This window comes from Actinoplanes sp. NPDC051851, from assembly GCF_040681165.1.
Classification (GTDB): domain Bacteria; phylum Actinomycetota; class Actinomycetes; order Mycobacteriales; family Micromonosporaceae; genus Actinoplanes.
Genome location: NZ_JBFAYF010000002.1, coordinates 243655 through 266047, shown reverse-complemented (window position 1 = coordinate 266047; position 22393 = coordinate 243655). Strand labels below are relative to the sequence as shown.

The window sequence follows — 22393 nt, the reverse complement described above, 5'->3', positions numbered from 1 at the left end:
ACCGTGATTCTGCACGCCGACCTGGACTCGTTCTACGCGTCGGTCGAGCAGCGCGACGATCCCGCGCTGCGCGACCGGCCGGTCCTGGTCGGCGGCGGAGTCGTTCTGGCCGCGTCCTATCAGGCGAAGGCCTTCGGGGTACGCACGCCGATGAGCCTGGCCGATGCGAAGGCCCGCTGCCCCGGGGCGATCGTCGTCCCACCCCGGATGCGGGCGTACGCGGCGGCCAGCAAGGCGGTGTTCGCGGTCTTCCGGGACACCACTCCGCTGGTCGAGCCGATCTCCATCGACGAGGCGTTCCTCGAGGTGGACGGCCTGCGACGACTCAGCGGGACGGCCGAGGAGATCGGCCGTCGGCTGCGCGCCGAGGTGCGCGAGCGGACCGGCCTGCCGATCACGGTCGGTGTCGCGAGCACGAAGTTCCTGGCCAAGGTGGCGAGCGGGGCAGGCAAGCCGGACGGCCTGCTGGTGGTGCCGCCCGGTGGCGAGTCGGCGTTCCTGCACCCGCTGCCGGTCGAGCGACTCTGGGGCGTCGGCCCGGTGACCGCCGCCCGGCTGCGGGAACGCCGGATCCACACGGTCGGGCACGTGGCCCGGATCGGCGAGGCGGCCCTGGTCGCGATGCTCGGGGCACACGCCGGGCGGCACCTGCACGCGCTCGCCCACAACCGTGACCCCCGCCGGGTGACGACGGGCCGGCGGCGCGGTTCGATCGGGGCACAGTGCGCGATGAGCCTCTCCGAGCGCGCGTTCGCCGATGTCGAGGCGGTGCTGGCGGCGCTGGTGGACCGGGTCACCCACCGGATGCGGCACGCGGCACGGGCCGGGCGGACGGTGACGCTGCGGCTGCGGTTCGGCGACTTCACCCGGATCACCCGGAGCCGGAGCCTGGTCAAGGCCACGATGGGGACCGGCACGGTGCTGCGGACCGCGGTCGAGCTGCTGCGGGAGGCCTGGCCGCTGATCGAGCAACGCGGCCTGACCCTGGTCGGGGTCGCGGTCGGCAACCTGGACGGGGACGGCCACGTGCAACCGGAGCTACCGTTCGCGCCGCCACGCGACGAGGGGCTGGACGCCGCGGTCGACCGGGTACGGGACCGCTTCGGCGCGAACGCGCTGCGCCGGGCCGACATGATCGGCCGCGACCTGCACCCCTCGGTCCCGATCCTGCCCGACTGAGCACGGGCCGCCCCGCAGCGCGGCGCACGGGTCACGGCCCGGCGCGGCAGGCCGCCGCCGAGCCGCGCCACGCGTGACGCGCCGCCACCACGCCGCGTGACGGGCCGCCGCGTGACGGGCCGCCGCGTGACGGGCCGCCGCGTGACGGGCCACCGCATGACGGGCCACCGCATGACGGGCCACCGCATGACGGGCCACCGCATGACGGGCCACCGCATGACGGGCCGCCGCATGACGGGCCGCCGCTGGGCCGTGAAACGCCGGTTGGCAGACTGCTAGACGTGCGGAAGATCTATGTCATCGGGATCGGCGCGGGCGATCCGGACCATCTGACCCTGCAGGCGGCCAAGGCGATCGGCCGGACCGACGTCTTCTTCCTGCTGGACAAGGGCGAGGCCAAGCAGAGCCTGATCGACCTGCGCGAGCGGCTGATCCGCGGGTACTCCCACCCGCGCAAGCGCGTCGTCGAGGGTCGCGACCCGGACCGCGACCGTACGCCCGCCGACTACACCGGCACCGTCGCCGACTGGCGGCACCGGCGCTCGCTGGTCGTCGAGGAGCTGATCGCCGAGCACCTGAAGGACGACGAGCTCGGCTCGATCCTGGTCTGGGGCGATCCCTCCCTCTACGACTCCACCATCGCCATCCTGGACGAGATCCTGGCCCGCGGCGAGACCACCTTCGAGTACGAGGTCATCCCGGGCATCAGCAGTGTCTCGGCCCTCGCCGCGAAGCACCGGATCGGCCTGAACCGGGTCGGCCGCCCGTACCAGGTGACCACCGGCCGCCGCCTCGCCGAGGGCTGGCCCGACGGCGTCGACGACGTGGTCGTCATGCTCGACGCCCAGCAGGCCTTCACGGCTCACCCGGACGCCCACATCTACTGGGGCGCCTACGTCGGCACCGAGGACGAGCTGCTCGCCGCCGGCCCGGTCGGCGAGGTCGCCGACGAGATCCTGAAGACGCGCAGCGAGGCCCGCGAACGCCACGGCTGGATCATGGACACGTACCTCCTGCGCCGCCCGGAAGCGCCACGCCCGGAAGCGCCACGCCCGGAAGCGCCGCTCTCCGAAGCGCCACGCCCGGAGAAGCCCCACACGGAGAAGCCCCACACCGACGGGCCCCGCTCCGCGGAGTAGCCCGTCACGGCCAGGCGACGCCGTCCCGCCCGGGAAGGTCATCCTTGATCAGGAGCTCGTCGAGGGCCTCGGCGAGCCGGTTCAGCCCCGAGCCGGTTCAGCCCCGAGCCGGTCCGCGGGAAGCGCCGGCTCGACACGAACAGGATCCCGGCGTGCCCGAATCCCTGCTGGGCCAGGCGCGCGAAGTCGCAGACGTTCTCCGTGACGACACAGCGGTTGTTCCGCCCGGCCCAGGCCAGGACGTCGTCGTCCGTCTTCGCGGCGAGGCCCACCTCGATGCTACCCCCCCTCGCGACCAGCCCTAAGGCACCAGTTCGACCCGGCCGAAGGCGGCCGGGTCGCCGGTCGCGTCGATGGCGATGATGCGGCCGGCGGTGACGGTGAAGGTGACCGCGAGGCGGCGGCCCGCCGGGGTGACCACCAGCGCGCCCGGGACCCCGTCGATGAGGGCCGGGGTCGCGCCCTGGGCACGGCCCCGGTAGTAGCGGGCCACCATGTCGGCACCGCGGAGCTCGTGGCCGCCGGCCCGGGCGGCCGCCTCGTCGACGCGGACCACCACGTCCGGGTCGAGGAGTTCGAGCAGGGTGGCCAGATCGCCGCCGCGGGAGGCGGCCAGGAAGGCGTCGACCACCGCGCGCCGGTGTGCCGCGTCGGCCTCGCCGGACGGGGAACCGCCCTGCACCCGGCGGCGGGCCCGGCTGGCCAACTGGCGCGCGGCGGCGGGGCTGCGGCCGACCACCACCGCGATCTCGTCATAGGAGACCGCGAAGAGGTCGTGCAGGACGAACGCGAGCCGCTCAGCCGGGGTCAGCGTCTCCAGGACGACGAGCAGGGCCACCTCGACGGCGTCGGCGAGGATCGCGTCGCGCTCGGGATCGTCCCCGGACGGCGGATCGGCGGGTGCGGAGACGGCGATCAGCTCCTCGGACGCGTGGCGGGCGGCCCGGGAGCGCAGCATGTCCAGGCAGATCCGGCCGGTCACCGTGGTGAGCCAGGCCGGCAGGCTGGCCACCGATCCGCTGTCCGAGCGGCTCAACCGCAGCCAGGCCTCCTGGACCGCGTCGTCGGCCTCGGTGGCCGAGCCGAGGATCCGGCGGGCCACCGCGTGCAGACGTACCCGGTGCGTCTCGAACTCGGCCGCCAGCGCCTCGCGATCCATGCTGATCCTCCCGAAAAGGCCTTTTTGTGAGCTACGTCACTGATGTCACATCCGCTTGCCGCGGACCGTCACCTGTTCGACGGAGCACGACCCACGGATGTGACAGGAGACGACCATGGAAGCTCGGATCGACAACCCGGCCGGACTGCTCCCGGACGCGGTCAAGGCGGTCAATCTGCTCTACAAGGCCGCCCACTCGGTCGGGGTCCCGGACCGCACCCTAGAGCTGGTGCACCTGCGGGCCAGCCAGATCAACGGCTGCGGGCCGTGTGCGGACCACGGCTCCCGGTCGATGAAGAAGGCGGGCGAGACCGACGAGCGGCTCTTCGCCGTGGCGGTCTGGCGGGAGACGTCGTACTTCACCGGGCCGGAGCGGGCCGCGCTGGCACTGTCCGAGTACGCGACCCGGCTCGCCGACCGGCCCGACGCGGTGCCGGACGCGATCTGGGACGAGGCCACGAAGCACTTCGACGAGAAGCAACTGGCGGCGATCGTGCTCTGGATCGCCACCACCAACTTCTTCAACGTGCTGAACGTGACCACCCGCCAGCAGGCGCCGGTGAACTACTGAGCCGGTCACCCGGGCGGGTGAATCCGCCCGCCCGGGACCGATTCCGGTCACCCCTTCCGACCTGCGGTTCCGCCGCCACGATGGCGATCGGGGCGTTTTCGTCTCACCCGTCATCGGGTGATTGCCGCCGGTCCGGGGCGGGGCGTTTCCTCTTCTCGACAGGGAGAGACGCCTTCTCGGCTCAGGGGAGAGACCATCATGCGAAAGACCATCGCCATCGCCGCACTGACCGTCGCCGCCGTTCTCGCGGGCCTCGCCCCGGCCGGGCCGGCCGCCGCCAGTGACACGGTGGTCCTGCAGACCCTGCGGATCGACGAGTTCACCCAGACCGCCGGCCAGTCGTCCTGGGCCGGCTCCGCCCAGAACCGGCTGCTCGGCGCGAGCTGGGAGTTCGACGGCGGCGAGTTCACCTTCCGCGTTCCCGGCGGGCGCGACGACCTCTACCCGATGACCGGCACCTACACGGTCGAGGACGACGTCGCGGAGTTCACCGCGAGCAGTTCCTCGTCGTCGGCGAACGGCAGCGCCTCGGCCGACATCAGCGGCGAGATCGACCTGGACACCGGCCGCACCGCCTTCGACTGGAACGCCAGCTCGGGCAGTGCGGCCGTGGTCTACGGCACCGGGTACGCGACGGCGAGCACCTCGGGGTACACCGGCGAGGTGACCCTCGGTTAGGCGCCGTTCTCCTCGAGATCGCCCTCGGTCTCCAGGTAGAGCTGCTGGAGAGCGGCCAGGGTCTCCTGCGACGGGGAGTCCCAGAGCTTGCGATCGGCCGCCTCCAGCAGACGCTCGGTGATGCCGTGCAGCGCCCACGGGTTCGACTGCCTCATGAACTCCTGGTTCTCCGGGTCGAGGGCGTACGTCGCCGCGAGCTGCTCGTACATCCAGTCGGTGACGACACCGGCCGTGGCGTCGTACCCGAAGAGGTAATCGACCGTGGCGGCCAGTTCGAAGGCGCCCTTGTAACCGTGCCGCCGCATGGCGGCGATCCACCGGGGGTTCACCACCCGGGCCCGGAAGATCCGCGCGGTCTCCTCGGTCAGGCTGCGGGTCCGCGCCTGGTCCGGGTTGGTCGAGTCGCCGATGTACGCGGCGGGAGCCTTCCCGGTGAGCGCCCGCACAGTGGCGATCATGCCGCCGTGGTACTGGAAGTAGTCGTCCGAGTCGGCGATGTCGTGCTCGCGGGTGTCGATGTTCTTGGCCGCGACCTCGATCCGCCGGTACGCGTTCTCCATGTCACCGCGGGCCGGCACCCCGTCCAGGTCCCGCCCGTACGCGAACCCGCCCCAGACCGCGTAGACCTCGGCCAGATCGGCGTCGTCCCGCCAGTTCCGGCTGTCGATCAGCGGCAGGATGCCCGCGCCGTACGCGCCCGGCCGCGACCCGAAGATGCGCGTGGTGGCCCGCCGCCAGTCGCCGTGCTCGTCCCGGTCGCGCAGCGCGTGCTCGCGGACGTAGTTCTCCGGCTCGTCGATCCCCGCGACCAGCTGGACGGCGTCGTCGAGCATCGCCACGACGTGCGGGAACGCGTCCCGGAAGAAGCCCGAGATGCGGACCGTGACGTCGATCCGGGGGCGGCCCAGCTCGGCGGCGGTGATCGGCTCCAGGCCGGTGACCCGCCGGGACGCCGGATCCCAGACCGGGCGGACGCCGATCAGCGCCAGGATCTCGGCGATGTCGTCACCGGCGGTCCGCATCGCGCTGGTGCCCCACGCGGAGAGGCCGACCGACTTGGGCCAGGCGCCGTCGTGGTCGGCGCGGTACCGGGCGAGCAGCGACTCGGCCATCGCCTGGCCGGTCTCCCAGGCCAGCGCGCTGGGGATCGCCTTCGGGTCGACCGAGTAGAAGTTCCGGCCGGTCGGCAGCACGTTGATCAGGCCACGGAGCGGGGAGCCGCTCGGCCCGGCGGGGACGTAGCCGCCGTCCAGTGCGTGCAGCACGTTGGTGAGTTCGTCGGTGGTCCGGGCGAGGCGCGGCACGACCTCGGTGGCCGCGAACTCCAGCACGCGCACGACATCCCGGTTGTCCGACAGATCACTCGGGACGACCGCGGGCCAGCCGGCGGATTCCATCGCCGTGACCAGCGCGCGGGCCTCGTCCTCGATCTCGTCGACGCGAGAGAGAGGCGCATCCTCCTCGAGGCCGAGCGCCTCGCGGAGACCCGGCAGGGCGGCGACCTTGCCGGCCCACATCTGCCGGGCCCGGAGCATCGCCAGCACCAGGTTGATCCGGGCCTCGCCGGTCGGCGCCGCGCCCAGCACGTGCAGGCCGTCCCGGATCTGGACATCCTTGACCTCGCACAGCCATCCGTCGATGTGCATGATGAAGTCGTCGAACTCTTCGTCGGCCGGGCGCAGCGACTGCCCCAGGTCGTGGTCCATCTTCGCGGCCTGGATCAGCGTCCAGATCTGCGCCCGGATCGCCGGCAGCTTCGCCGGGTCCAGCGCCGCGATGTTGGCGTGCTCGTCGAGGAGCTGCTCCAGCCGGGCGATGTCCCCGTACGACTCGGCGCGCGCCATCGGCGGGATCAGGTGGTCGACCAGCGTGGCGTGCGCCCGGCGCTTGGCCTGGGTGCCCTCGCCCGGGTCGTTGACCAGGAACGGGTAGATCAGCGGCAGGTCGCCGAGCGCCGCGTCGGTCCCGTCCGAGGCGGACATGCCGACGTTCTTGCCGGGCAGCCACTCCAGGTTGCCGTGCTTGCCGACGTGCACCACCGCGTGCGCGCCGAAGTCGTCGGCGAGCCACCGGTACGCGGCCAGGTAGTGGTGCGACGGCGGCAGGTCCGGGTCGTGGTAGATCGCCACCGGGTTGGCGCCGAACCCGCGCGGCGGCTGCACCATGACGACGATGTTCTCGTCCCGGAGCGCCGCGAGCACGATGTCGCCGTCGTCGACGTAGAGCTCGCCCGGCGGCGGCCCCCAGTGCCGCTCGACACTCTCCTTGAAGTCCGCAGGAAGCGTCCTGAACCACGACTCGTACCGAGCTGCCGGGATTCTGACCTTGTTCTCCGACATCTGCTCTTCGGTCAGCCAGTCCGGATCCTGCCCACCAGCGGCGATCAGCGTGTGGATGAGCCCGTCGCCGTCATAGGAGTCGAAGCCCCCGACCTGGTAGCCACGCTCTTTCAACGCCGCCAGCAGCGCGACCGTCGAGGCGGGCGTGTCCAGACCGACCGCGTTGCCGATCCGCGAGTGCTTGGTCGGGTACGCCGACAGCATCAGCGCGATCCTGCGGTCGGCGGGCGGGATGTGCCGCAACCGGGCGTGCGCGACCGCGATCCCGGCGACCCGCGAGGCCCGCTCCGGGTCCGCGACGTAGACCGAGAGCCCGTCCGGGTCGATCTCCTTGAACGAGAACGGCACCGTGATGATCCGCCCGTCGAACTCCGGGATCGCCACCTGGGTCGCGGCGTCCAGCGGCGAGAGGCCGTCGTCGCTCGCCTCCCACGCGGCCCGCGAGCTGGTCAGGCAGAGGCCCTGCAGGATCGGCACGTCCAGGTCGGCGAGCACCCCGACGTCCCACGCCTCGTCGTCGCCGCCCGCGCCGACGGTGGCCGGCTTGGTGCCGCCGGCCGCCAGCACCGTCACCACCAGCGCGTCCGCCTTGCGCAGCTCGGTCAGCAGCTCCGGCGGCGCGGTCCGCAGCGAGGCCGTGTAGATCGGCATCGGGCTGGCGCCCTTCGCCTCGATCGCCCGGCAGAGCGCCTCCACGAACGCGGTGTTCCCGGCCATGTGGTGCGCCCGGTAGTAGAGCACCGCGACGGCCGGCCCGCCGGTGACCGCGGTGGTGCGGGGCAGCAGCCCCCACTCGGGCGCGGCGACCGCGGGCGCGAAGCCGTTACCGGTGAGCAGCACCGTGTCGGAGAGGAAGTCGTGCAGCGACGCGAGGTTCTCCGCGCCGCCCTGGGCCAGGTAGGCGTGCGCCTCGGCGGCAACCCCGGCGGGCACGGTGGAGAGCTTCATCAGCTCGGCGTCCGGCGCCATCTCGCCGCCGAGCACCACCACCGGGACACTCCCCGCGAGCAGCGCGTCGAGCCCCTCCTCCCAGGCCCGGCGGCCGCCGAGGATGCGGACCACGACCAGCTCGACACCCTCGAGGAGGGCGGGCAGGTCGGCGACACCGGTCCGGGCCGGGTTGCCCAGCCGCCACGCCGAGCCGCTGGCCCGGGCGCTGAGCAGATCCGTGTCGGACGTCGACAACAGCAGAAACACGCGTGCGCTCCCCTCGGGGTCCGCGCCCCGGGTAGTCGGTGACCTCGGCGACCGGAGTTCCTGGCTCCCGGGCGGATCACCCGGTGACAGTGGCGGGACCGCGCCGGACTCGCACCGGCTTCCTCCGTGACGTCGCTTCGCAGCAACGCTACCGGACGCGCCGGGCACGCTCGGTTGTGACGCTGCCGACCCGAGGATGCGGGGCCACGGTGGGTCGCTCGTAGTATTCGGGCCGTGCCTCCGCTCCGTCAGTCCGACACCGACGCCTGCCCCGGCGCGCTGCGGCTGCATCCCGCGGCCGACGGGCTGCTGGCGCGCGTCCGGCTGCCCGGCGGCGTGCTGAGCGGCACCCGGCTGCGCGTGCTGCGCACGCTGGCCGAGGAGTTCGGCGACGGTCGCCTGGAGCTGACCAGCCGGGCGAATCTACAGCTCAGAGCCCTCAAGGCCGAGGATGCGCCACTCCTGGCGACCCGGTTGCGGCAGGCGGGGCTGCTGCCCTCCACCACCCATGATCATGTACGCAACATCGCGGCGCCGCCCCTCGCAGGAGACGCGATCCGTGCGCTGCTGCCCCGGCTGGACGAGGCGGTCTGCGCGGACCCGGTCCTGGCCCGGCTGCCCGGCAAGTTCCTCTTCGCGCTCGGACACGTCCCCCTCGCCGCCGACATCGCCGCGGTACCCCTCGCCGTCACACCCCGGCCGGTCCCCCGTGCTGTTCCGGGACCTCCGGTACGGCCCGGGGAGCCGGCCGGGGATTTCGCGCTGCGGTTCGGCGGCGTGGACACCGGGCTGCGGGTGGACGCCGAGCGCGTGGTCGAGGCGCTGATCGCCGGGGCGCACGCGTTCCTGGACGAGCGGGAGGCGCAGCGGACCGGGCGGGCGGCGGCCTGGCGACTCCGGGAGCTGACCGAGGGGCCCGCACGGGTCACGGCACGCGCCGCCGGGGCGCTCGGCGTCCGGCCGGTCCCGGTGGCGGGCGCCGTCCCGGTCGCCGTCGTGGAGCCCGCCGGTCTCCTCGGCGTCCTGCCCCGGGCCGTGGGTGTTCTCGTGCCCCTGGGCCGGCTCGACGGCGTACACGCAAAGGCTCTGGAAGACGCGGAGCGGCTTGTCGTCACGCCCTGGCGTGGCGTGCTGGTGACCGATCTCGATCAGGACGCGGCAGAGGGCTGGGCCGACCGGCTGGCCGCGGCCGGACTCGTGACGAGCGGCGGGTCGCGATGGACCGGGGTGAGCGCCTGCGCGGGCCGGCCCGGATGCGCGAAGTCCCTGGCCGACGTGCGGCTGGACGCCGACGCCGCGACCGTGCCCGCCGACGGGCTGCCGGTGCACTGGGTGGGCTGCGAACGGGCCTGCGGAAGCCCGTCCGGCACACACGTACGCGTCGAGGCGACCCCGGCGGGATACGCGGTGACCAGGCGAGACGGTGACGGCACGCGGCTCGATGAGGTGACCTCCCCGGCGGGATCGCTGCGGGAGACGGTGGCGGCAGCGAGGAGAAGGCCCTGATGGAGTACGAGCGGGACGGCGCGGAGATCTACCGGCGGTCGTTCGCCACCATCCGGGCCGAGGCGGACCTGGCCGCGCTGCCGGCGGACGTGTCCCGGGTCGTGGTCCGGATGATCCACGCGTGCGGCATGGTGGATCTGGTGGACGATGTCCGATTCAGCCCAGGCGTGGCGACGGCCGCGCGCAAGGCTCTGCTGGGCGGCGCGCCGATCCTCTGCGACGCCCAGATGGTCGCCTCCGGGGTGACCCGGTCCCGGCTGCCCGCGAACAACGACGTGGTCTGCACCCTGCGCGACCCGTCCGTTCCGGATCTCGCCAAGCGGATCGGCAACACGCGCAGCGCCGCCGCGATGGACCTCTGGGGTGACCGGCTGGACGGCGCCGTGGTGGCCATCGGCAACGCACCGACCGCACTCTTCCGGCTGCTGGAGATGGTCGAGGCCGGCGCGCCCCGGCCGGCCGCGGTGCTCGGCATCCCGGTCGGTTTCATCGGCGCGGCCGAGTCCAAGGAAGCGCTGGCGGAGTCCGGTTTGGAATACCTGATCGTGCGGGGGCGCCGGGGTGGCAGCGCCATGACCGCGGCCGCGGTCAACGCCCTCGCCTCGGAAGCGGAATAGAGACATGACGACGACTGGACGCCTGTACGGCGTCGGGCTCGGCCCCGGCGACCCCGAACTGATCACGCTCAAGGCCGCCCGGCTGATCGAGGCGGCCGACGTGGTGGCCTACCACGCGGCCCGGCACGGGCGGAGCAACGCCCGGGCCATCGCGGCCGGCCACCTGAGCGAGGGCCAGATCGAGGAGGCCCTGATCTACCCGGTCACCACCGAGACCACCGATCACCCCGGCGGGTACCAGGGCGCGATCGACGAGTTCTACGAGCAGTCGGCGGCCCGGCTCGCGGCGCACCTGGACGCCGGGCGCGACGTGGTGGTGCTGGCCGAGGGCGATCCGTTCTTCTACGGGTCGTACATGCACATGCACAAGCGGCTCGCCGACCGGTACGAGACCACCGTCGTCCCCGGCGTGACCTCGGTGAGCGCGGCGTCGGCGGTGCTCGGGCGCCCGCTGATGGAGCGCGACGAGGTGCTCACCGTGCTGCCCGGCACGCTGCCCCCGGCCGAGCTGGCCGCGCGGCTGGCGGCGACCGACTCGGCGGCCGTGATGAAGCTGGGCCGGACGTTCTCCGGGGTCCGGGACGCGCTGGCCGAGGCCGGGCGGCTCGACGACGCCTGGTACGTCGAGCGCGCCACCATGTCCTCGGAGCGCACCGGCCGTCTCGCCGACGTCGACCCGGCGACCGTGCCGTACTTCTCGATGGCCCTGCTCCCCTCCCCCGCCGCGGCCGCGTTCGGCGCTCCGGCCCCGGAGCCCGCGGCCGAGGGCGGTGTCACCGTGGTCGGCCTCGGGCCGGGCGCGGGCGAGTGGCTGACCCCGGAGGCGAAGGCGGCGGTCGCGGCGGCCGACGACGTGATCGGCTACGGCCCGTACGTCGACCGGGTGCCGGCCAACCCCCGGCAGCGCAAGCACCCCTCGGACAACCGGGTCGAGGCCGAGCGCGCCGCGTTCGCGCTGGACCTGGCGAAGCGCGGCCGCCGGGTGGTGGTGGTCTCCTCGGGCGACCCGGGCGTCTTCGCGATGGCCGCCGCCGTACTGGAGGTCGCCGAGGACCCGCAGTGGAAGGACGTCCCGGTCCGGATCGTGCCGGGGCTGACCGCCGCGCAGGCCGTGGCGAGCCGGGCCGGCGCCCCGCTCGGGCACGACTTCTGCATCCTCTCCCTCTCCGACCGGCTCAAGCCCTGGCCGGTGATCGAGAAGCGGCTGATCGCAGCGGCCGGGGCGGACCTGGTCATCGCGATCTACAACCCGGCCTCGAAGACCCGCCGGGAGCAGCTGGTCCGGGCCCGGGAGGTGCTGCTCGCGCACCGCGCCGGGCAGACCCCGGTGATCGTCGGCCGGGACGTCGGCGGTCCGCAGGAGTCGCTGCGGGTCACCACGCTGGCGGAGCTGGACCCGGCGACCGTGGACATGCGCTGCCTGCTGATCATCGGCTCGTCGCAGACCCGGGCGGTCCAGCGGGCGGACGGGAGCACCTTCGTCTACACGCCCCGCAACTACCCGGCCTGACCGGGCTCACACCCGGCGCGGTGAACCCACCGCACCGGGTGGCCATCGTGCCGATTTCATCGAGAAGTCACTCCCCGATGGCAACCCGGGGCAACCGCCTTGCATCGACGGAGAGCTGACGCGACGGCGGAAAAGTCCGATCAGAGGGGCCAAGCTAAGAATCCTCTGTGAAGGGCTCCTCGTGACTCGCTCCCGCCGCCGCGCTGCCATCCTGGCCTCTTCGCTCGTGCTCGCCGTCCTCGCCCCGGCCACCGAGGCGTCCGCCGCCCACAAGCCGGACCACCCACACAAGGCGGCCGCCCCGGCCAAGGCGGCCAAGGCGGCCAAGCCGTCCGGGAAGGCGAAGACCAAGGCGAAGGCACCGGTCAAGGCGAAGGCGCCGGTCAAGGCCCCGGCCACGGTCCCCGCCAGGGCGACCGTACTGACGGACACCGCGGCGCCGACCCGGGCGAGCCGCCTGGCCGCGGTCAAGGTCGCGAAGACGATCAACTACTACCCGTCGACGGCCGGCTGGTCGGCGATGTGGACCAACTTCGACCCGGTCAAGATCGAGGCCGACCTGACCCGGGCCGCCGCGCTCGGCGCCGACAACGTCCGGGTGATCGTCTTCCCGCAGTCCTTCGGGTTCCCGCAGCCCCGGGCGGAGTACACCGAACGGCTGCGCAAGTTCGTCAGCATCGCGGACTCGCAGGGGCTGACCGTCAAGTTCACCCTCTTCGACTGGTGGTCCGGCTACTCCGACGCCGCGGGCAGCGCCGCGTGGGCCTCGGCCATCCTGGCGCCGTACGCGAACGACCGCCGGGTGATCGCCGTGGAGCTCAAGAACGAGTTCGAGCCCGGTGACCCGGCCGCGGTCTCCTGGGTGCGCCGGCTCATCCCCTCGGTACGCGCCACCGCACCCACCATGCCGCTGACGCTCTCGGTCTCCGGTAGCGGCGGCTCGCCCGCGCTGGCCCAGATCCGCACCGCGCTCGCCGCCGCCCCGCTCGACTACCTGGACTACCACTTCTACGGCAACTCCGAGCGGGCCCTCGCGGAGATCGAGCGGGCGCAGGACGCGGCCGGCTCGTACCCGCTGGTCATCGGCGAGACCGGGCTGAGCACCGCGACCAACAGCGAGGGCGAGCAGGCCGCGTTCCTGGCCCGCGTCTTCCAGGCCGCCCGGGTCGCCGGGGTCGGCTCGGTGGCGCCGTGGACGCTGAACGACTTCGCCAACGGCGCCATCCCGGCCAACGCGCAGGTCTCCAAGCTCCCGGCGCAGTACAAGTTCGGCCTGTTCCGCCCGGACGGCTCGGCGAAGCCGGCGGCGACCGTGGTGAAGACCGCGTTCACCGGCGGCGTGCTCGGCACCGACCTGCTCGACCTGAGCTTCGAGGCGACCGCGGGCAACTCGCCGTGGCGTCCCTTCCTCGCCTCCGACGGCGCGGCGGTCCGGGCCTCCGACGAGGCGCACTCCGGCACCTGGTCGGCGCGGTTCAGCCGCACCGGGCGTACCGCCTCGGCCATCCCCTCGATCCGGGTCGCGCCGATCGCGCCGGTCGAGGAGGGCTCGCCGGTGCACGCCGAGGCGTGGGCCCGGGGCCGGGGCGTCACCGGCACCAACGAGATCGCGCTGAGCTGGTTCGACATCAACGACCGGTGGCTCGGCCAGACCTCGTCGAAGCAGCTGCCGGGCGGTAACAGCGGCTGGACCCGGCTGACCGTCGACGCGACCGCACCGGCCGGGGCGACCAGCGTCCAGCTTCACCTCAAGTCGGGCGACAACCGCGGGACCGTCTGGTTCGACGACGTCGCGCTCTCCTGATCCCGCTCCCCGATCCGCTTCAGCAGCCTCGCGTAGGCGTCGACCGTCCGCTCCCAGGAGGACGGATCCGCGTGCCGCCGGCCGGTCAGGCCGGCGGCACGCTCGATGCCGTCGGCCAGCGCGCCCGGCGCCGCCGGCGGCACGAGGACCGTTCCGGTGTACGCCTCGGCCGCCTCGACCAGCCCGCCGACCGCGGTCACCACCACCGGCAGGCCGTGGCTCATCGCGATGTGCAGCGGCCCACTCGCCGAGCTGCGCCGGTACGGCAGCACCACCACGTCCGCCGCCCCGAAGTACACGTTCACCTCGGCATCCGTCACGTACCGGTTGACCAGGGTGATCCGGTCCCGGCACGGCGACTCGGCGATCATCCGGACCGGGAGCGTCCAGCCCTCCCAGGTCTCGCCCACCACGGTCAGGTGGTACTCCGGTCCGAGCAGCTCGAACGCCTCGACCAGGTCCTCCAGCCCCTTGTACGGCCGGATCGTGCCGAAGAAGAGCAGCCGGACCGGGCTGTCCGCGTCCGCCGGCTCGGCCGTCTCCGGGAGGTGGTGGTCGAACGGCCCGTGCAGCGCGATCTCGTCGGGCACCCCGTCCAGGCGGTAGCTCTCCCGTACCGCCCGCCGGTCGAAGTCCGAGTGCACGATCACCCCGTCGGTCCGGCTCAGCAGCGGGCGGATCGCCGAGCGCACGTACCCCGCCGCCCACCGGTGCCGCAGCTCCCCGGTGTCCTGCACCTCGTGGAACTCGACGATCACCCGGATGCCGAGCCGCCGCGCGGCCAGGACCAGCACCAGGTACGAGTGCAGCACCGCGCCGGTCCACCACTGCAGCACCAGCACGTCGGGCCGGTACTCGCGCAGGAACCCGATCGCCCGGGCCAGGCTCGGCACGCCCCACCAGTCGACGCCGTCGAAGACGCGTACCCGCGGGTCGTAGCCGAGATCGCTGAGCCGGTGGCCGACCCGGTCCCGCCCCGGGTAGAGCCGGGCCGGGAGCAACCGGCGCATCAGGATCACGCCGACGTCGTACCGGCCGGCGAGCGCGTTGCTCAGCCGGCAGGTGTAGTAACTGATCCCGGAGAGGAACCGCCAACCGGAGCCGACCACGAGGATCCGGGGGTCACCGGTCTCCGGGATGTCAGGGCGCGGTGCCGACGCAGGCACGGTAGACCTCCTCGATCTGGGGTACGACACGGGTCGCGGTGAAGTCCAGTCCGCGCTGGTATCCGGCGGCGCGCAGCCGGGCGGCCAGGAGCCGGTCGGTGAGCACCTTGAGCAGGGCGGCGTGCAGGATCATCACGTTGCCGGGCGGCACCAGCAGCCCGGTCACCCCGTCCTCGACCACGTCGGTGAGGCCACCCGCCGCCGAGGCGACCAGCGGGGTACCGGCCAGCATCGCCTCGACCGCGACCTGGCCCATCCCCTCCATCATCGACGGGACCACCCCCACGGCGGCGCTGCGCCAGGCGGCCATCACCTCGGCGTGCGGCACGTCGTGGCGGATCAGCACGCCGGGCGGCACCGGGGGCGTGTCGTGCCGCCGGGTACCCAGACAGACCAGGGTGGGCGCCGGGTCCGGGCCCGGCCAGTCCGCGACGAGCCTCTCGTACGCCTCGAAGAGCACGTGGATCCCCTTGTGCGGCCCGAGCTGCCCGACGAAGAGCAGGTACGCGCCGTCCGGCAGCCACTCCGGTCGCGGGGTCTCCCGGGCCAGCACGTCCAGGCCGTCCGGGACCAGGCTGGAGAGCACCCGGACGGGCAGGTCGCCGGGGAGCCGGGCCTGGCGGAGGGCGGCCGCGACCGACGAGGAGATCGCGGTGAGGCTGTCGATGCCGCGGTGCCGGTGTGCCCGGAGCGTGGCGGTGAGCGCGATCGAGCGGGGGCCGCCGTACTGGTGCGAGGCACAGCTCATGCACCGGGTCAGCGCCGGTCCGGAGCACTCCCGGCCATGGCGCGAGAAGGTCTTGCGGACGCACGTCAGCCCGAAGTCGTGTGCCGTGTGCACGTGCGGCAGCCCCAGCGGGGTCCCGTGCAGCGGCAGGTAGCTGTACATCAGCCAGTCGTGGCTGTGCACCAGGTCGAACCGCTCCCGCCGCAGCACCCGCGCGATCGCCACGGTGGTCAGCGGATCCGGCGCGGTCGGGTGGAACGGCTTCCCCGGATCCCGGTTGATCCGGGGAAGCAGCGTGTTCGCCACGCTCGTGACCCGGAGCACCCGGACCCCGTTGATCGTCTCGTCCCCCCGGGCCTCCGGCGTGGCCAGCGTCAGCACGGTGACGTCGTGCCCCCGCCGCACCAGCTCCTCGCTGCTGGTCGCGACGCTCCGCTCCAGTCCCCCGATCACCGGCGCGTACAGATTCGCCAGATGCAGTACTTTCACGCCCGCCCCTCCCTCTGGGGTACGTCACCCGTCAGCTCCTGGCCGGCACTCCGGGGTGCCTCCGACCGCCCGACACACCCACCAGCGCCAGCCAGGAGAGCAGCGGGCGAGACTCCGGTGGGTGGGACGCTGCCCGGCGAGACGTCGCCGGGTGGGCGGGCGTCGGCGAAGCCGCAGAACGGGCGGCGGCGAAGCGTGCCGGGACGGCGGCGGGAGGTCACGGCCGACGCCAGGACCAGGAGGGCGCCGGCGGACTGGCCGATCAGCCAGGCCACGCCCGCGCCGGTGACGCCGAGGGCCGGGAGCAGCAGCCAGGTCAGCGAGAGACAGGTGGCGGCGCGGACCGCGTTGAGGCGGCGGCAGCGCGCGAACTCGCCCCGCGAACGCCAGTGGGCCACCGCCAGGTTGGTGACCGCGTCCGGGACGGCGGCCAGCACCAGGATGCGCAGCAGCGGGCCGGCGCCGGTGGCGTACCCGGCGCTGAACAGGCCGAGGAGCGTGTCGCCGCCGGCCAGCAGCAGCGTCGCCGGTGCGCCGACCATCACGAGCACGACCGCCGCCGCGCGGGGCAGCCCGACCCGGGAGTCGTTGGTGCGCTCGGCGTAGAGGGCGGACGCCACCGCCGGCGAGACCATGAACAGGATCGACGCGGTCATCCAGGCCAGGTAGAAGTGCGCGGTGGCGCCGGGCCCGAGACGCGCCGTGACCAGGACAGGGAGCACCGCCGCCGGGCCCGCCTGGGTCAGGTTGATCAGGTGGTGGCCGGTCAGCGCGGCGCGCAGGTGCGGCAGTTCGGCGCGCAGGCCGCTCAGGCGAAGGCGCAGGCGGGCACCGGGGCGCAGCCGACCGAGACCGGCGACGATCGTGCCGGCGGCGACCAGCAGCGTCGGGACGGTCCAGGAGAGGACGACGGCGCCGGCCGAGTGCGCTCCGGCCGAGAGTACGGCGAGCAGCCCCGCGATCTTGCCCGCGGCGAGGAGCAGGTTCCGGGTCAGCATGCCGTGACCCGCGCGGTGGGCGACGTACACGCAGTCGAGCAGCGTGGTCGCGGTGACCGCCGTCGCGGCGCAGACCAGGGCCGCGGTTCCGGTGAGCCCGGTGAGGAAGCCGAAGTTCACCGCGATCGCCGGAACGATCAGCGCCCCGGCGGCGGCGACCGCGGCGGTGACCGCGCACCCGGCGAGCAGCCCGACGCCGACCACCCGGGACCAGCGCCGCACGCCCGCGCTGGGCAGCCGCTGGATGAACATGTGCCCGGCGCCGAGGTTGGCGACCATGCTGACCGCGGTCGCCGCCGAGATCAGCGCGGTCGCGGTACCGACCTGGGCCGGGGTGACCATCCGGGCGGCGAGCATCCAGTACACGTAGCCGAGCCCGCCGTTGGCCACCGTGGTCGCCATGATCAGCAGGCTGTTCCGGGCCAGCGAGTCGTTCCGTACCCGCCGGTAGAGGGTGATCAGCACGGCGTCCCGCCCTGGCTGGTGCTCAGGGGTGCCCGACGCGGAGCGAGGCACCCCTGAGCACCAGCCAAAACCCGGCGGCCGGCGACGGCCCGGACCACCGCCCGCCCGGCCCGCCCCGGCGCGGACACGCCACGCACGGCGGCGCCGGGCGTGGACGGGAGACCGCGGGCGGCGGCGTCGGGCGTGGTCGGGAGACGGCGGGCGGCGCCGGAGGTGGGAGGAGGGGTGGAGCGGGCGTAGAAGCCGGTGCTGGCGGCGCCGACCGAGATGTCGATCGGGTGGAGGGCGTCGTCGGCGGGGAGGGCCGGGAGGCGGACGGTCAGGGTGCGGACGGTGTCGGCGTACAGGTCCAGGGGGCGGGTGGCCACCACGGCGCCGCCGACCCACAGGCGCAGGCGGGCCCGGGTCGCCGGGAGACCGGCGCTGGTCACCCGGACCGGGATGTAGATGCCCTGGGCAGGAACGGTCAGCGGCCGGTCCAGGGAGGCGGCCCAATCACCCAGGGCCACGGTCACGTAGCCCGGTTCGGCGGGGTGCGGGAGCCGCTCGTAGGTGTGCACCGCGATCCCGCCGATGCCGAGCGCGACGATCACCGGCAGCACCACCGCGCCGATCGTGGGCGCGACCGAGGAGACCACGAAGGGCGCGGAGGAGACCACGAAGGGCGTACCGGAGAAGTCGGAGGAAGGCCGGGACGGCACCGAGGCGGCGGCGAGGCAGCTGGCGACGACCGCGACGCCGCCGGCGAGCGGAAGCGGGCGGACCGCCACGCCGAACGGGTACAGGGCCAGTGCCACCAGCGGCAACGTCATCAGTCCGGTGAGCGCGGCGAGAGCGGCACGCAACCCGGGGAGTGACGGTACGGGCGGCGGGAGGGCGACGAGCCAGAGGTCGCCGACGGCGAGGAGCGCGGCCACGCTGAGCGGGAGCGCGATCCAGAGCCGTCCGGTGACGGGTAGCAGGGCGCCGAGGGCCCCGTAGACGACGGCCAGGGGGATGAGGATCCGGTTCACTGGGTCATACCTGAGTGGAGGGTGGCGAAGTCGAAGCGGTAGACGGCGATGTGCGGGCCGTCGTACAGCTTGATCAGCCACGGAAGGTGATCAAATTTGGTCAGCTGGGTGCGGTCGAAGGCGGGTACGCCGTCATGCCGCAGCGGCTCGTTCGTCTCGAAGTAGATGTTGATGTCCGGGACCTGCTCGGCCATCCGGCGGTCCACCACGAGGTACTCGAAGCGCCAGCGGTCCAGCTGGTCCAGCAGCGCGGGCGGCATCGGGCCGCCCGGCCGGGCGCGGTACAGGTCGTACGCCGGGAAGGTCACGGAACCGGTGGTCGGCGCCTGCTCCCCGTAGGAGCCGAAGATCAGCCCCGAGTAGCGGTCGGCGACCAGCCGCAGATGGTTCCCCTGGGTCTCGCGCAACCAGGCCGCGGCGGCGAGCACCTCGGGCGTGGCGGCGCGGGTGTCCGAGCCGAAGACCGGCGGGCCGGGGAAGCGGTACGACGGGTTCATCCCCGCCGCGGTGTTGCCGACCAGCAGGACCGCGAAGAGCGCGACGGCGGCCCGGCGGGCGGCCACGAAGCGGTCGATCAGCGCGATCACCAGCGGCGCGACGGCGAGCGCGATCCCGAGATAGCTGAACGCCCAGGACCGGCGGGCGCCCTCGGCACCGGACGGCGTCAGGATCAGCAGCGTCGCCGGGAAGTAGAGCCCGCCCAGGAGCAGCATGGCGGCGGGGAAGGCGTCGCGCCGCCGCCACCAGAGCATCAGGGACGCGGCGACGGCCAGGAACGCGATCACCGGGGCGAGGTAGGCCGCGTCCCGCTCCCACCACGGCAGGATCGACTGTTTGAACAGCTCCCGCCCCTCCTCGTCACCGCCAGCCAGGTTGCTGAACTGGTCGAGCGCGCGCCCCAGGTACGGGTCGAGATACCGCCCGGTGGTCGGCGCCACGACGCCCAGCCAGACCGTCACCACCAGCCCGGACGCCGCGGTCAGCGCCCACCCGGTGATCCGGCCGGGCCCGCCCAGGACCGTGCGGGTGAGCGCGAGCAGCCCGAGCACACCGGTCAGCCAGATCGCGCTGAGGTGATGGGTGGCCGTGGTGCCGCCGGCCAGCAGCACGGTCAGCGCCGACCAGCCCAACCGCGACCAGCCCAACCGCGACCAGCCCAGCCGGGCGCGCGAACCGGTGGCGTCCATCGCGCGGACCCCGGCGACCAGCGCCCAGACCATCACCGCGATGGCGAGCGACTCGTACCCGAGCTGGGTGTCGAAGAAGAGGAACGAGCTGTTCAGGCTGTAGATCAGCGCGGCCGTGGCGGCGATCCGCGGGTCGCTCCAGAAGTGGGCGGCGAGCGCGGCCACGCCGAGCATCAGCAGCACGTGCGCGAGGATCAGCACCAGCAGTGCGGCCTGCCAGACGGTCAGGCCGGTCAACGTGCCGAACGCGGCGACGGTGGCGTGCAGGCCGGGGTAGTCGCCGATCACCCGGACGATCGGGTTCGGCTGGAAGAGCCGGCCGTCGGTCAGGATGCCCTGGCTCTGGCCCCAGTGGGCGTACTCGTCGTGGTAGAGCGGGCCGTCCGGGTGGCGCAGCAGCTTCGGCAGGTAGGTGAAGAGCGCGTACGCGATCAGCACCCCGACCCGGAGCCGGGCGCTGGACGAGGCACGGACCGCCCACCACGCGGCCGGCAGCGTGAAGACCAGCATCCCGGCCCAGAACCAGCCGAACTGCCCGCCGCGCTCCCACTCGGCCTGCTGGTAGGAGTGGATCAGCGCGGCGGTCCCGGCCGCTCCGGCAGCGGTCAGGGTGATCGCGCACCAGACGGCCGGGGCCCGCCGTGCTCCTTCGGTGACCGGCGCCCCGGCCGCCGGCAGTGGGACCGTGTCCGCGATCACCGCGCCGGCACCTCGGCCGGCGCTCCGGCGACGCTCGCGTAGACCTCGCGGGTCGCGGCCACCACGTCGGGCCAGGTGGGTAGCGGTGCCGGGCGCTCGGCCCGGCCGGTGGCCGCGGCCGCCCGCAGCGCCTCCACCATCTCCGGTACGTCCTCCGGGTCGGCCAGACGCACCCAGGCGGCGGTCCCGGCGAGCCCGGCGATCTCCCGGTGTGCCGGGATCGGGGAGGCCACGGTGGGCAGCCCCGCGGCGAGCGCGTCGGCGACCGCCATCCCGAACGCCTCGTGCTCCGAGGCGGAGACGGCCGCGACGGAGCGGGCCAGGCACCCGGCGAACGCGGCGTCGTCGAGCCGCCCGTGGAAGACCACCCGCCCGGCCACCCCGAGCCGCCCGGCCAGCTGCTTGAGCGCGGCGGCGGCCGGGCCGTCGCCGACCACGTCGAGCCGGTGCCCCGGACCGAGGTGGACCATCGCCCGGATCACCCGGTCCACCCGCTTGTAGTGCTCCAGCCGGCCGACGCAGACGATCCCGCGGACGCCGCCGGTGTGCCCGGGGACGACCGGCCGCGGGTCGGTGCCGTTCGGGATCACCACGGCCCGCTGCCCGACCGCCGGGAAGTCGCGCAGCACCAGGTCGCGTTCGGCGCCGGTGACGCAGACGACCCGGACCGCCCGGGTCATGATGGCCCGCCCGACCGGCCGGTAGACCGGGTGCAGCGCCGCCCGCAGCCGGGTGTGCCCGGTGCCGTGGTAGTGCGGCGTGAACACCAGCGGCGCCCGGTACGCCATCGCCGCGCCGAGCGAGACCAGCGCGTGATAGCTGTGCGCGTGCAGCAGGTCGTACTCGTGGGCGTGCGCCCGCAACCACCGGGTCAGGGGAAGCGAGACCCGGTAGTTGCGGAACGGCAGGGTCAGCGGGAACCGCCGAACGTGCACGCCGTCGATGAACTCCTCGGTGGCCGGCCCGGCGTGCTGGGTCAGCACCTCGACGTCGTCCCCGGTCGCGGCGAGCCCGGTGACCAGGCGCCGTACGTGTGTCTCGACCCCGCCGATCTCCGGGTGGTACCCGTTGCAGACGACGCCGATCCTCATCGGGCGGACCGCCCGGCGAGCCGGCGGGGCTGCCCCTGCCGGCCGCGCGGCCACTCCCGGGCGATGGTGCGCAGCACCCGCATGCCGTCGGTGAACGCGTTCAGGTTGCTCACCCCGTGGATGCGGGAGTGCTCGAAGCTGGACACCTCGACGATCTCCAGCCGGGCGCGGGCGGCCCGCAGGTTGAGCAGCGTCTCGATCTCGAAGCCGTCGCCCCAGAGCCGGCCGTCCGGCCCCTGCGGCGCGGGCGTGGTGCTGTCCAGGGCGAAGACCTCGAGGTGCCGGGACCAGAACGCGTTGTAGCCGTAGCAGAGGTCGCTGTAGCGCGTACCGAAGAGGAGGTTGACCAGCAGGCTGAGGCAGCGGTTGCCGGCCCGGCGCAGGCGGGTGATGTCCGCGCTGCCGCCGCCGGGGCGGAAGCGGGACCCCTTGGCGAAGTCGGCGCCGGCCCGCAGCGTGGCCACGAAGCTCTCGATCTCACCCGGGTCGGTGGACCCGTCGGCGTCGATCATCACGATGATGTCGCCGGTGCACTCGGCGAAGCCGCAGGCCAGGGCGTTCCCCTTGCCCCGGCGGTTCTGTACGACGACCCGGATGTCCGGGCGCAGCCGGCGGGCCACCGCCACGGTGTCGTCGGTGGAGCCGCCGTCGACCAGCACCACCTCGTCCACCCGGGGCAGCCGCTCGAACACGTGCGGCAGGTTGCGGGCCTCGTTCAGGGCGGGTACGACGACGCTCACCGTGGGCTCGGGATCGGGCCGGGCGGCGGGCTCGGCGGGGGTCTCTTCGGTTCCGGTCTCGGCGGGGAGCACACGGTCGACCGTGGGCATAGTCGTCTCCAGATCGCGAGGCGAGGCGG

18 protein-coding genes and 1 riboswitch are annotated in these 22393 nt (G+C 73.6%); of the genes, 8 read left to right on the top strand and 10 right to left on the bottom strand.

All coding sequences use genetic code 11. From position 1 onward, the window contains the following. Positions 1-3: 3 nt before the first annotated feature. Positions 4-1179, top strand: a complete 1176-nt coding sequence (gene dinB, locus AB0M08_RS03630; RefSeq protein ID WP_364487767.1) for a DNA polymerase IV — start codon at positions 4-6, stop codon at positions 1177-1179. 281 nt (positions 1180-1460) lie between these two features. Further along, entirely contained in the window at positions 1461-2318 is an 858-nt protein-coding gene (gene cobF / locus AB0M08_RS03625) for a precorrin-6A synthase (deacetylating) (RefSeq protein ID WP_364487764.1), read from the top strand. Positions 2319-2356: 38 nt separating this feature from the next. On the opposite strand, the gene AB0M08_RS03620 is transcribed toward cobF, so the two are convergent. Next, positions 2357-2590, bottom strand: a complete 234-nt coding sequence (locus AB0M08_RS03620) for a DUF5615 family PIN-like protein (RefSeq protein ID WP_364487761.1) — start codon at positions 2588-2590, stop codon at positions 2357-2359. A 29-nt stretch (positions 2591-2619) separates the two neighbouring features. Next, entirely contained in the window at positions 2620-3477 is an 858-nt protein-coding gene (locus AB0M08_RS03615) for a sigma-70 family RNA polymerase sigma factor (RefSeq protein WP_364487758.1), read from the bottom strand. A gap of 115 nt (positions 3478-3592) precedes the next feature. On the opposite strand from AB0M08_RS03615, the gene AB0M08_RS03610 reads away from it, so the two are divergent. Both AB0M08_RS03610 and AB0M08_RS03605 read left to right on the top strand, forming a co-directional pair. Next, on the top strand, positions 3593-4048 hold the full coding sequence (locus AB0M08_RS03610; RefSeq protein ID WP_364487755.1) for a carboxymuconolactone decarboxylase family protein: 456 nt from the start codon (positions 3593-3595) through the stop codon (positions 4046-4048). A 198-nt stretch (positions 4049-4246) separates the two neighbouring features. Next, positions 4247-4726: a hypothetical protein gene (locus AB0M08_RS03605; protein WP_364487752.1), complete on the top strand. Its 480-nt coding sequence runs from the start codon at positions 4247-4249 to the stop codon at positions 4724-4726. On the opposite strand, the gene cobN is transcribed toward AB0M08_RS03605, so the two are convergent. After that, the gene (cobN, locus tag AB0M08_RS03600) at positions 4723-8262 is read right to left on the bottom strand and encodes a cobaltochelatase subunit CobN (RefSeq protein WP_364487749.1); all 3540 of its coding nucleotides are present in this window, start codon (positions 8260-8262) and stop codon (positions 4723-4725) included. The two genes, AB0M08_RS03605 and cobN, sit on opposite strands and share 4 nt — an antisense overlap. Positions 8263-8316: 54 nt before the next feature. After that, a riboswitch (cobalamin riboswitch) is annotated at positions 8317-8411 on the bottom strand. An 85-nt stretch (positions 8412-8496) separates the two neighbouring features. On the opposite strand from cobN, the gene AB0M08_RS03595 reads away from it, so the two are divergent. The 4 genes from AB0M08_RS03595 (at position 8497) to AB0M08_RS03580 (ending at position 13699) form a co-directional block, all read left to right on the top strand. Then, on the top strand, positions 8497-9768 hold the full coding sequence (locus tag AB0M08_RS03595; RefSeq protein WP_364487746.1) for a precorrin-3B synthase: 1272 nt from the start codon (positions 8497-8499) through the stop codon (positions 9766-9768). Further along, positions 9765-10385, top strand: coding sequence for a precorrin-8X methylmutase (locus AB0M08_RS03590; RefSeq protein WP_364488031.1), 621 nt, complete (start codon positions 9765-9767; stop codon positions 10383-10385). Before AB0M08_RS03595 ends, AB0M08_RS03590 begins: the two co-directional genes overlap by 4 nt. Positions 10386-10389: 4 nt before the next feature. After that, the gene (locus tag AB0M08_RS03585) at positions 10390-11895 is read left to right on the top strand and encodes a precorrin-2 C(20)-methyltransferase (RefSeq protein ID WP_364487743.1); all 1506 of its coding nucleotides are present in this window, start codon (positions 10390-10392) and stop codon (positions 11893-11895) included. Positions 11896-12076: 181 nt separating this feature from the next. After that, the gene (locus tag AB0M08_RS03580; RefSeq protein ID WP_364487740.1) at positions 12077-13699 is read left to right on the top strand and encodes a cellulase family glycosylhydrolase; all 1623 of its coding nucleotides are present in this window, start codon (positions 12077-12079) and stop codon (positions 13697-13699) included. On the opposite strand, the gene AB0M08_RS03575 is transcribed toward AB0M08_RS03580, so the two are convergent. From AB0M08_RS03575 to AB0M08_RS03545, 7 genes are read right to left on the bottom strand one after another with little or no spacing between them, the layout of a single operon-like run. Continuing rightward, complete coding sequence (locus tag AB0M08_RS03575; protein WP_364487737.1) at positions 13639-14865, bottom strand: glycosyltransferase; 1227 nt, start codon at positions 14863-14865, stop codon at positions 13639-13641. The genes AB0M08_RS03580 and AB0M08_RS03575 overlap by 61 nt on opposite strands. Next, a complete protein-coding gene (locus tag AB0M08_RS03570; protein WP_364487734.1) occupies positions 14840-16081 on the bottom strand; it encodes a glycosyltransferase family 4 protein in 1242 nt (413 codons plus the stop codon). The genes AB0M08_RS03575 and AB0M08_RS03570 overlap by 26 nt, the downstream gene beginning before the upstream one ends. After that, on the bottom strand, positions 16078-17544 hold the full coding sequence (locus AB0M08_RS03565) for a sugar transporter (protein WP_364487731.1): 1467 nt from the start codon (positions 17542-17544) through the stop codon (positions 16078-16080). Before AB0M08_RS03565 ends, AB0M08_RS03570 begins: the two co-directional genes overlap by 4 nt. After that, a complete protein-coding gene (locus AB0M08_RS03560) occupies positions 17538-18557 on the bottom strand; it encodes a hypothetical protein (RefSeq protein WP_364487729.1) in 1020 nt (339 codons plus the stop codon). Before AB0M08_RS03560 ends, AB0M08_RS03565 begins: the two co-directional genes overlap by 7 nt. After that, on the bottom strand, positions 18554-20443 hold the full coding sequence (locus AB0M08_RS03555) for a hypothetical protein (protein ID WP_364487726.1): 1890 nt from the start codon (positions 20441-20443) through the stop codon (positions 18554-18556). The genes AB0M08_RS03560 and AB0M08_RS03555 overlap by 4 nt, the downstream gene beginning before the upstream one ends. Continuing rightward, on the bottom strand, positions 20440-21534 hold the full coding sequence (locus tag AB0M08_RS03550) for a glycosyltransferase family 4 protein (RefSeq protein WP_364487724.1): 1095 nt from the start codon (positions 21532-21534) through the stop codon (positions 20440-20442). Before AB0M08_RS03550 ends, AB0M08_RS03555 begins: the two co-directional genes overlap by 4 nt. Next, positions 21531-22364, bottom strand: coding sequence for a glycosyltransferase family 2 protein (locus AB0M08_RS03545; protein ID WP_364487721.1), 834 nt, complete (start codon positions 22362-22364; stop codon positions 21531-21533). Before AB0M08_RS03545 ends, AB0M08_RS03550 begins: the two co-directional genes overlap by 4 nt. Positions 22365-22393: the final 29 nt, after the last annotated feature.

Coding starts and splice junctions, on each gene's coding strand:
- AB0M08_RS03615 (WP_364487758.1), bottom strand. CDS start 3,477: ATGGATCGCGAGGCGCTGGCGGCCGAGTTCGAGACGCACCGGGTACGT.
- AB0M08_RS03610 (WP_364487755.1), top strand. CDS start 3,593: ATGGAAGCTCGGATCGACAACCCGGCCGGACTGCTCCCGGACGCGGTC.
- AB0M08_RS03605 (WP_364487752.1), top strand. CDS start 4,247: ATGCGAAAGACCATCGCCATCGCCGCACTGACCGTCGCCGCCGTTCTC.
- AB0M08_RS03585 (WP_364487743.1), top strand. CDS start 10,390: ATGACGACGACTGGACGCCTGTACGGCGTCGGGCTCGGCCCCGGCGAC.
- AB0M08_RS03550 (WP_364487724.1), bottom strand. CDS start 21,534: ATGAGGATCGGCGTCGTCTGCAACGGGTACCACCCGGAGATCGGCGGG.
- AB0M08_RS03545 (WP_364487721.1), bottom strand. CDS start 22,364: ATGCCCACGGTCGACCGTGTGCTCCCCGCCGAGACCGGAACCGAAGAG.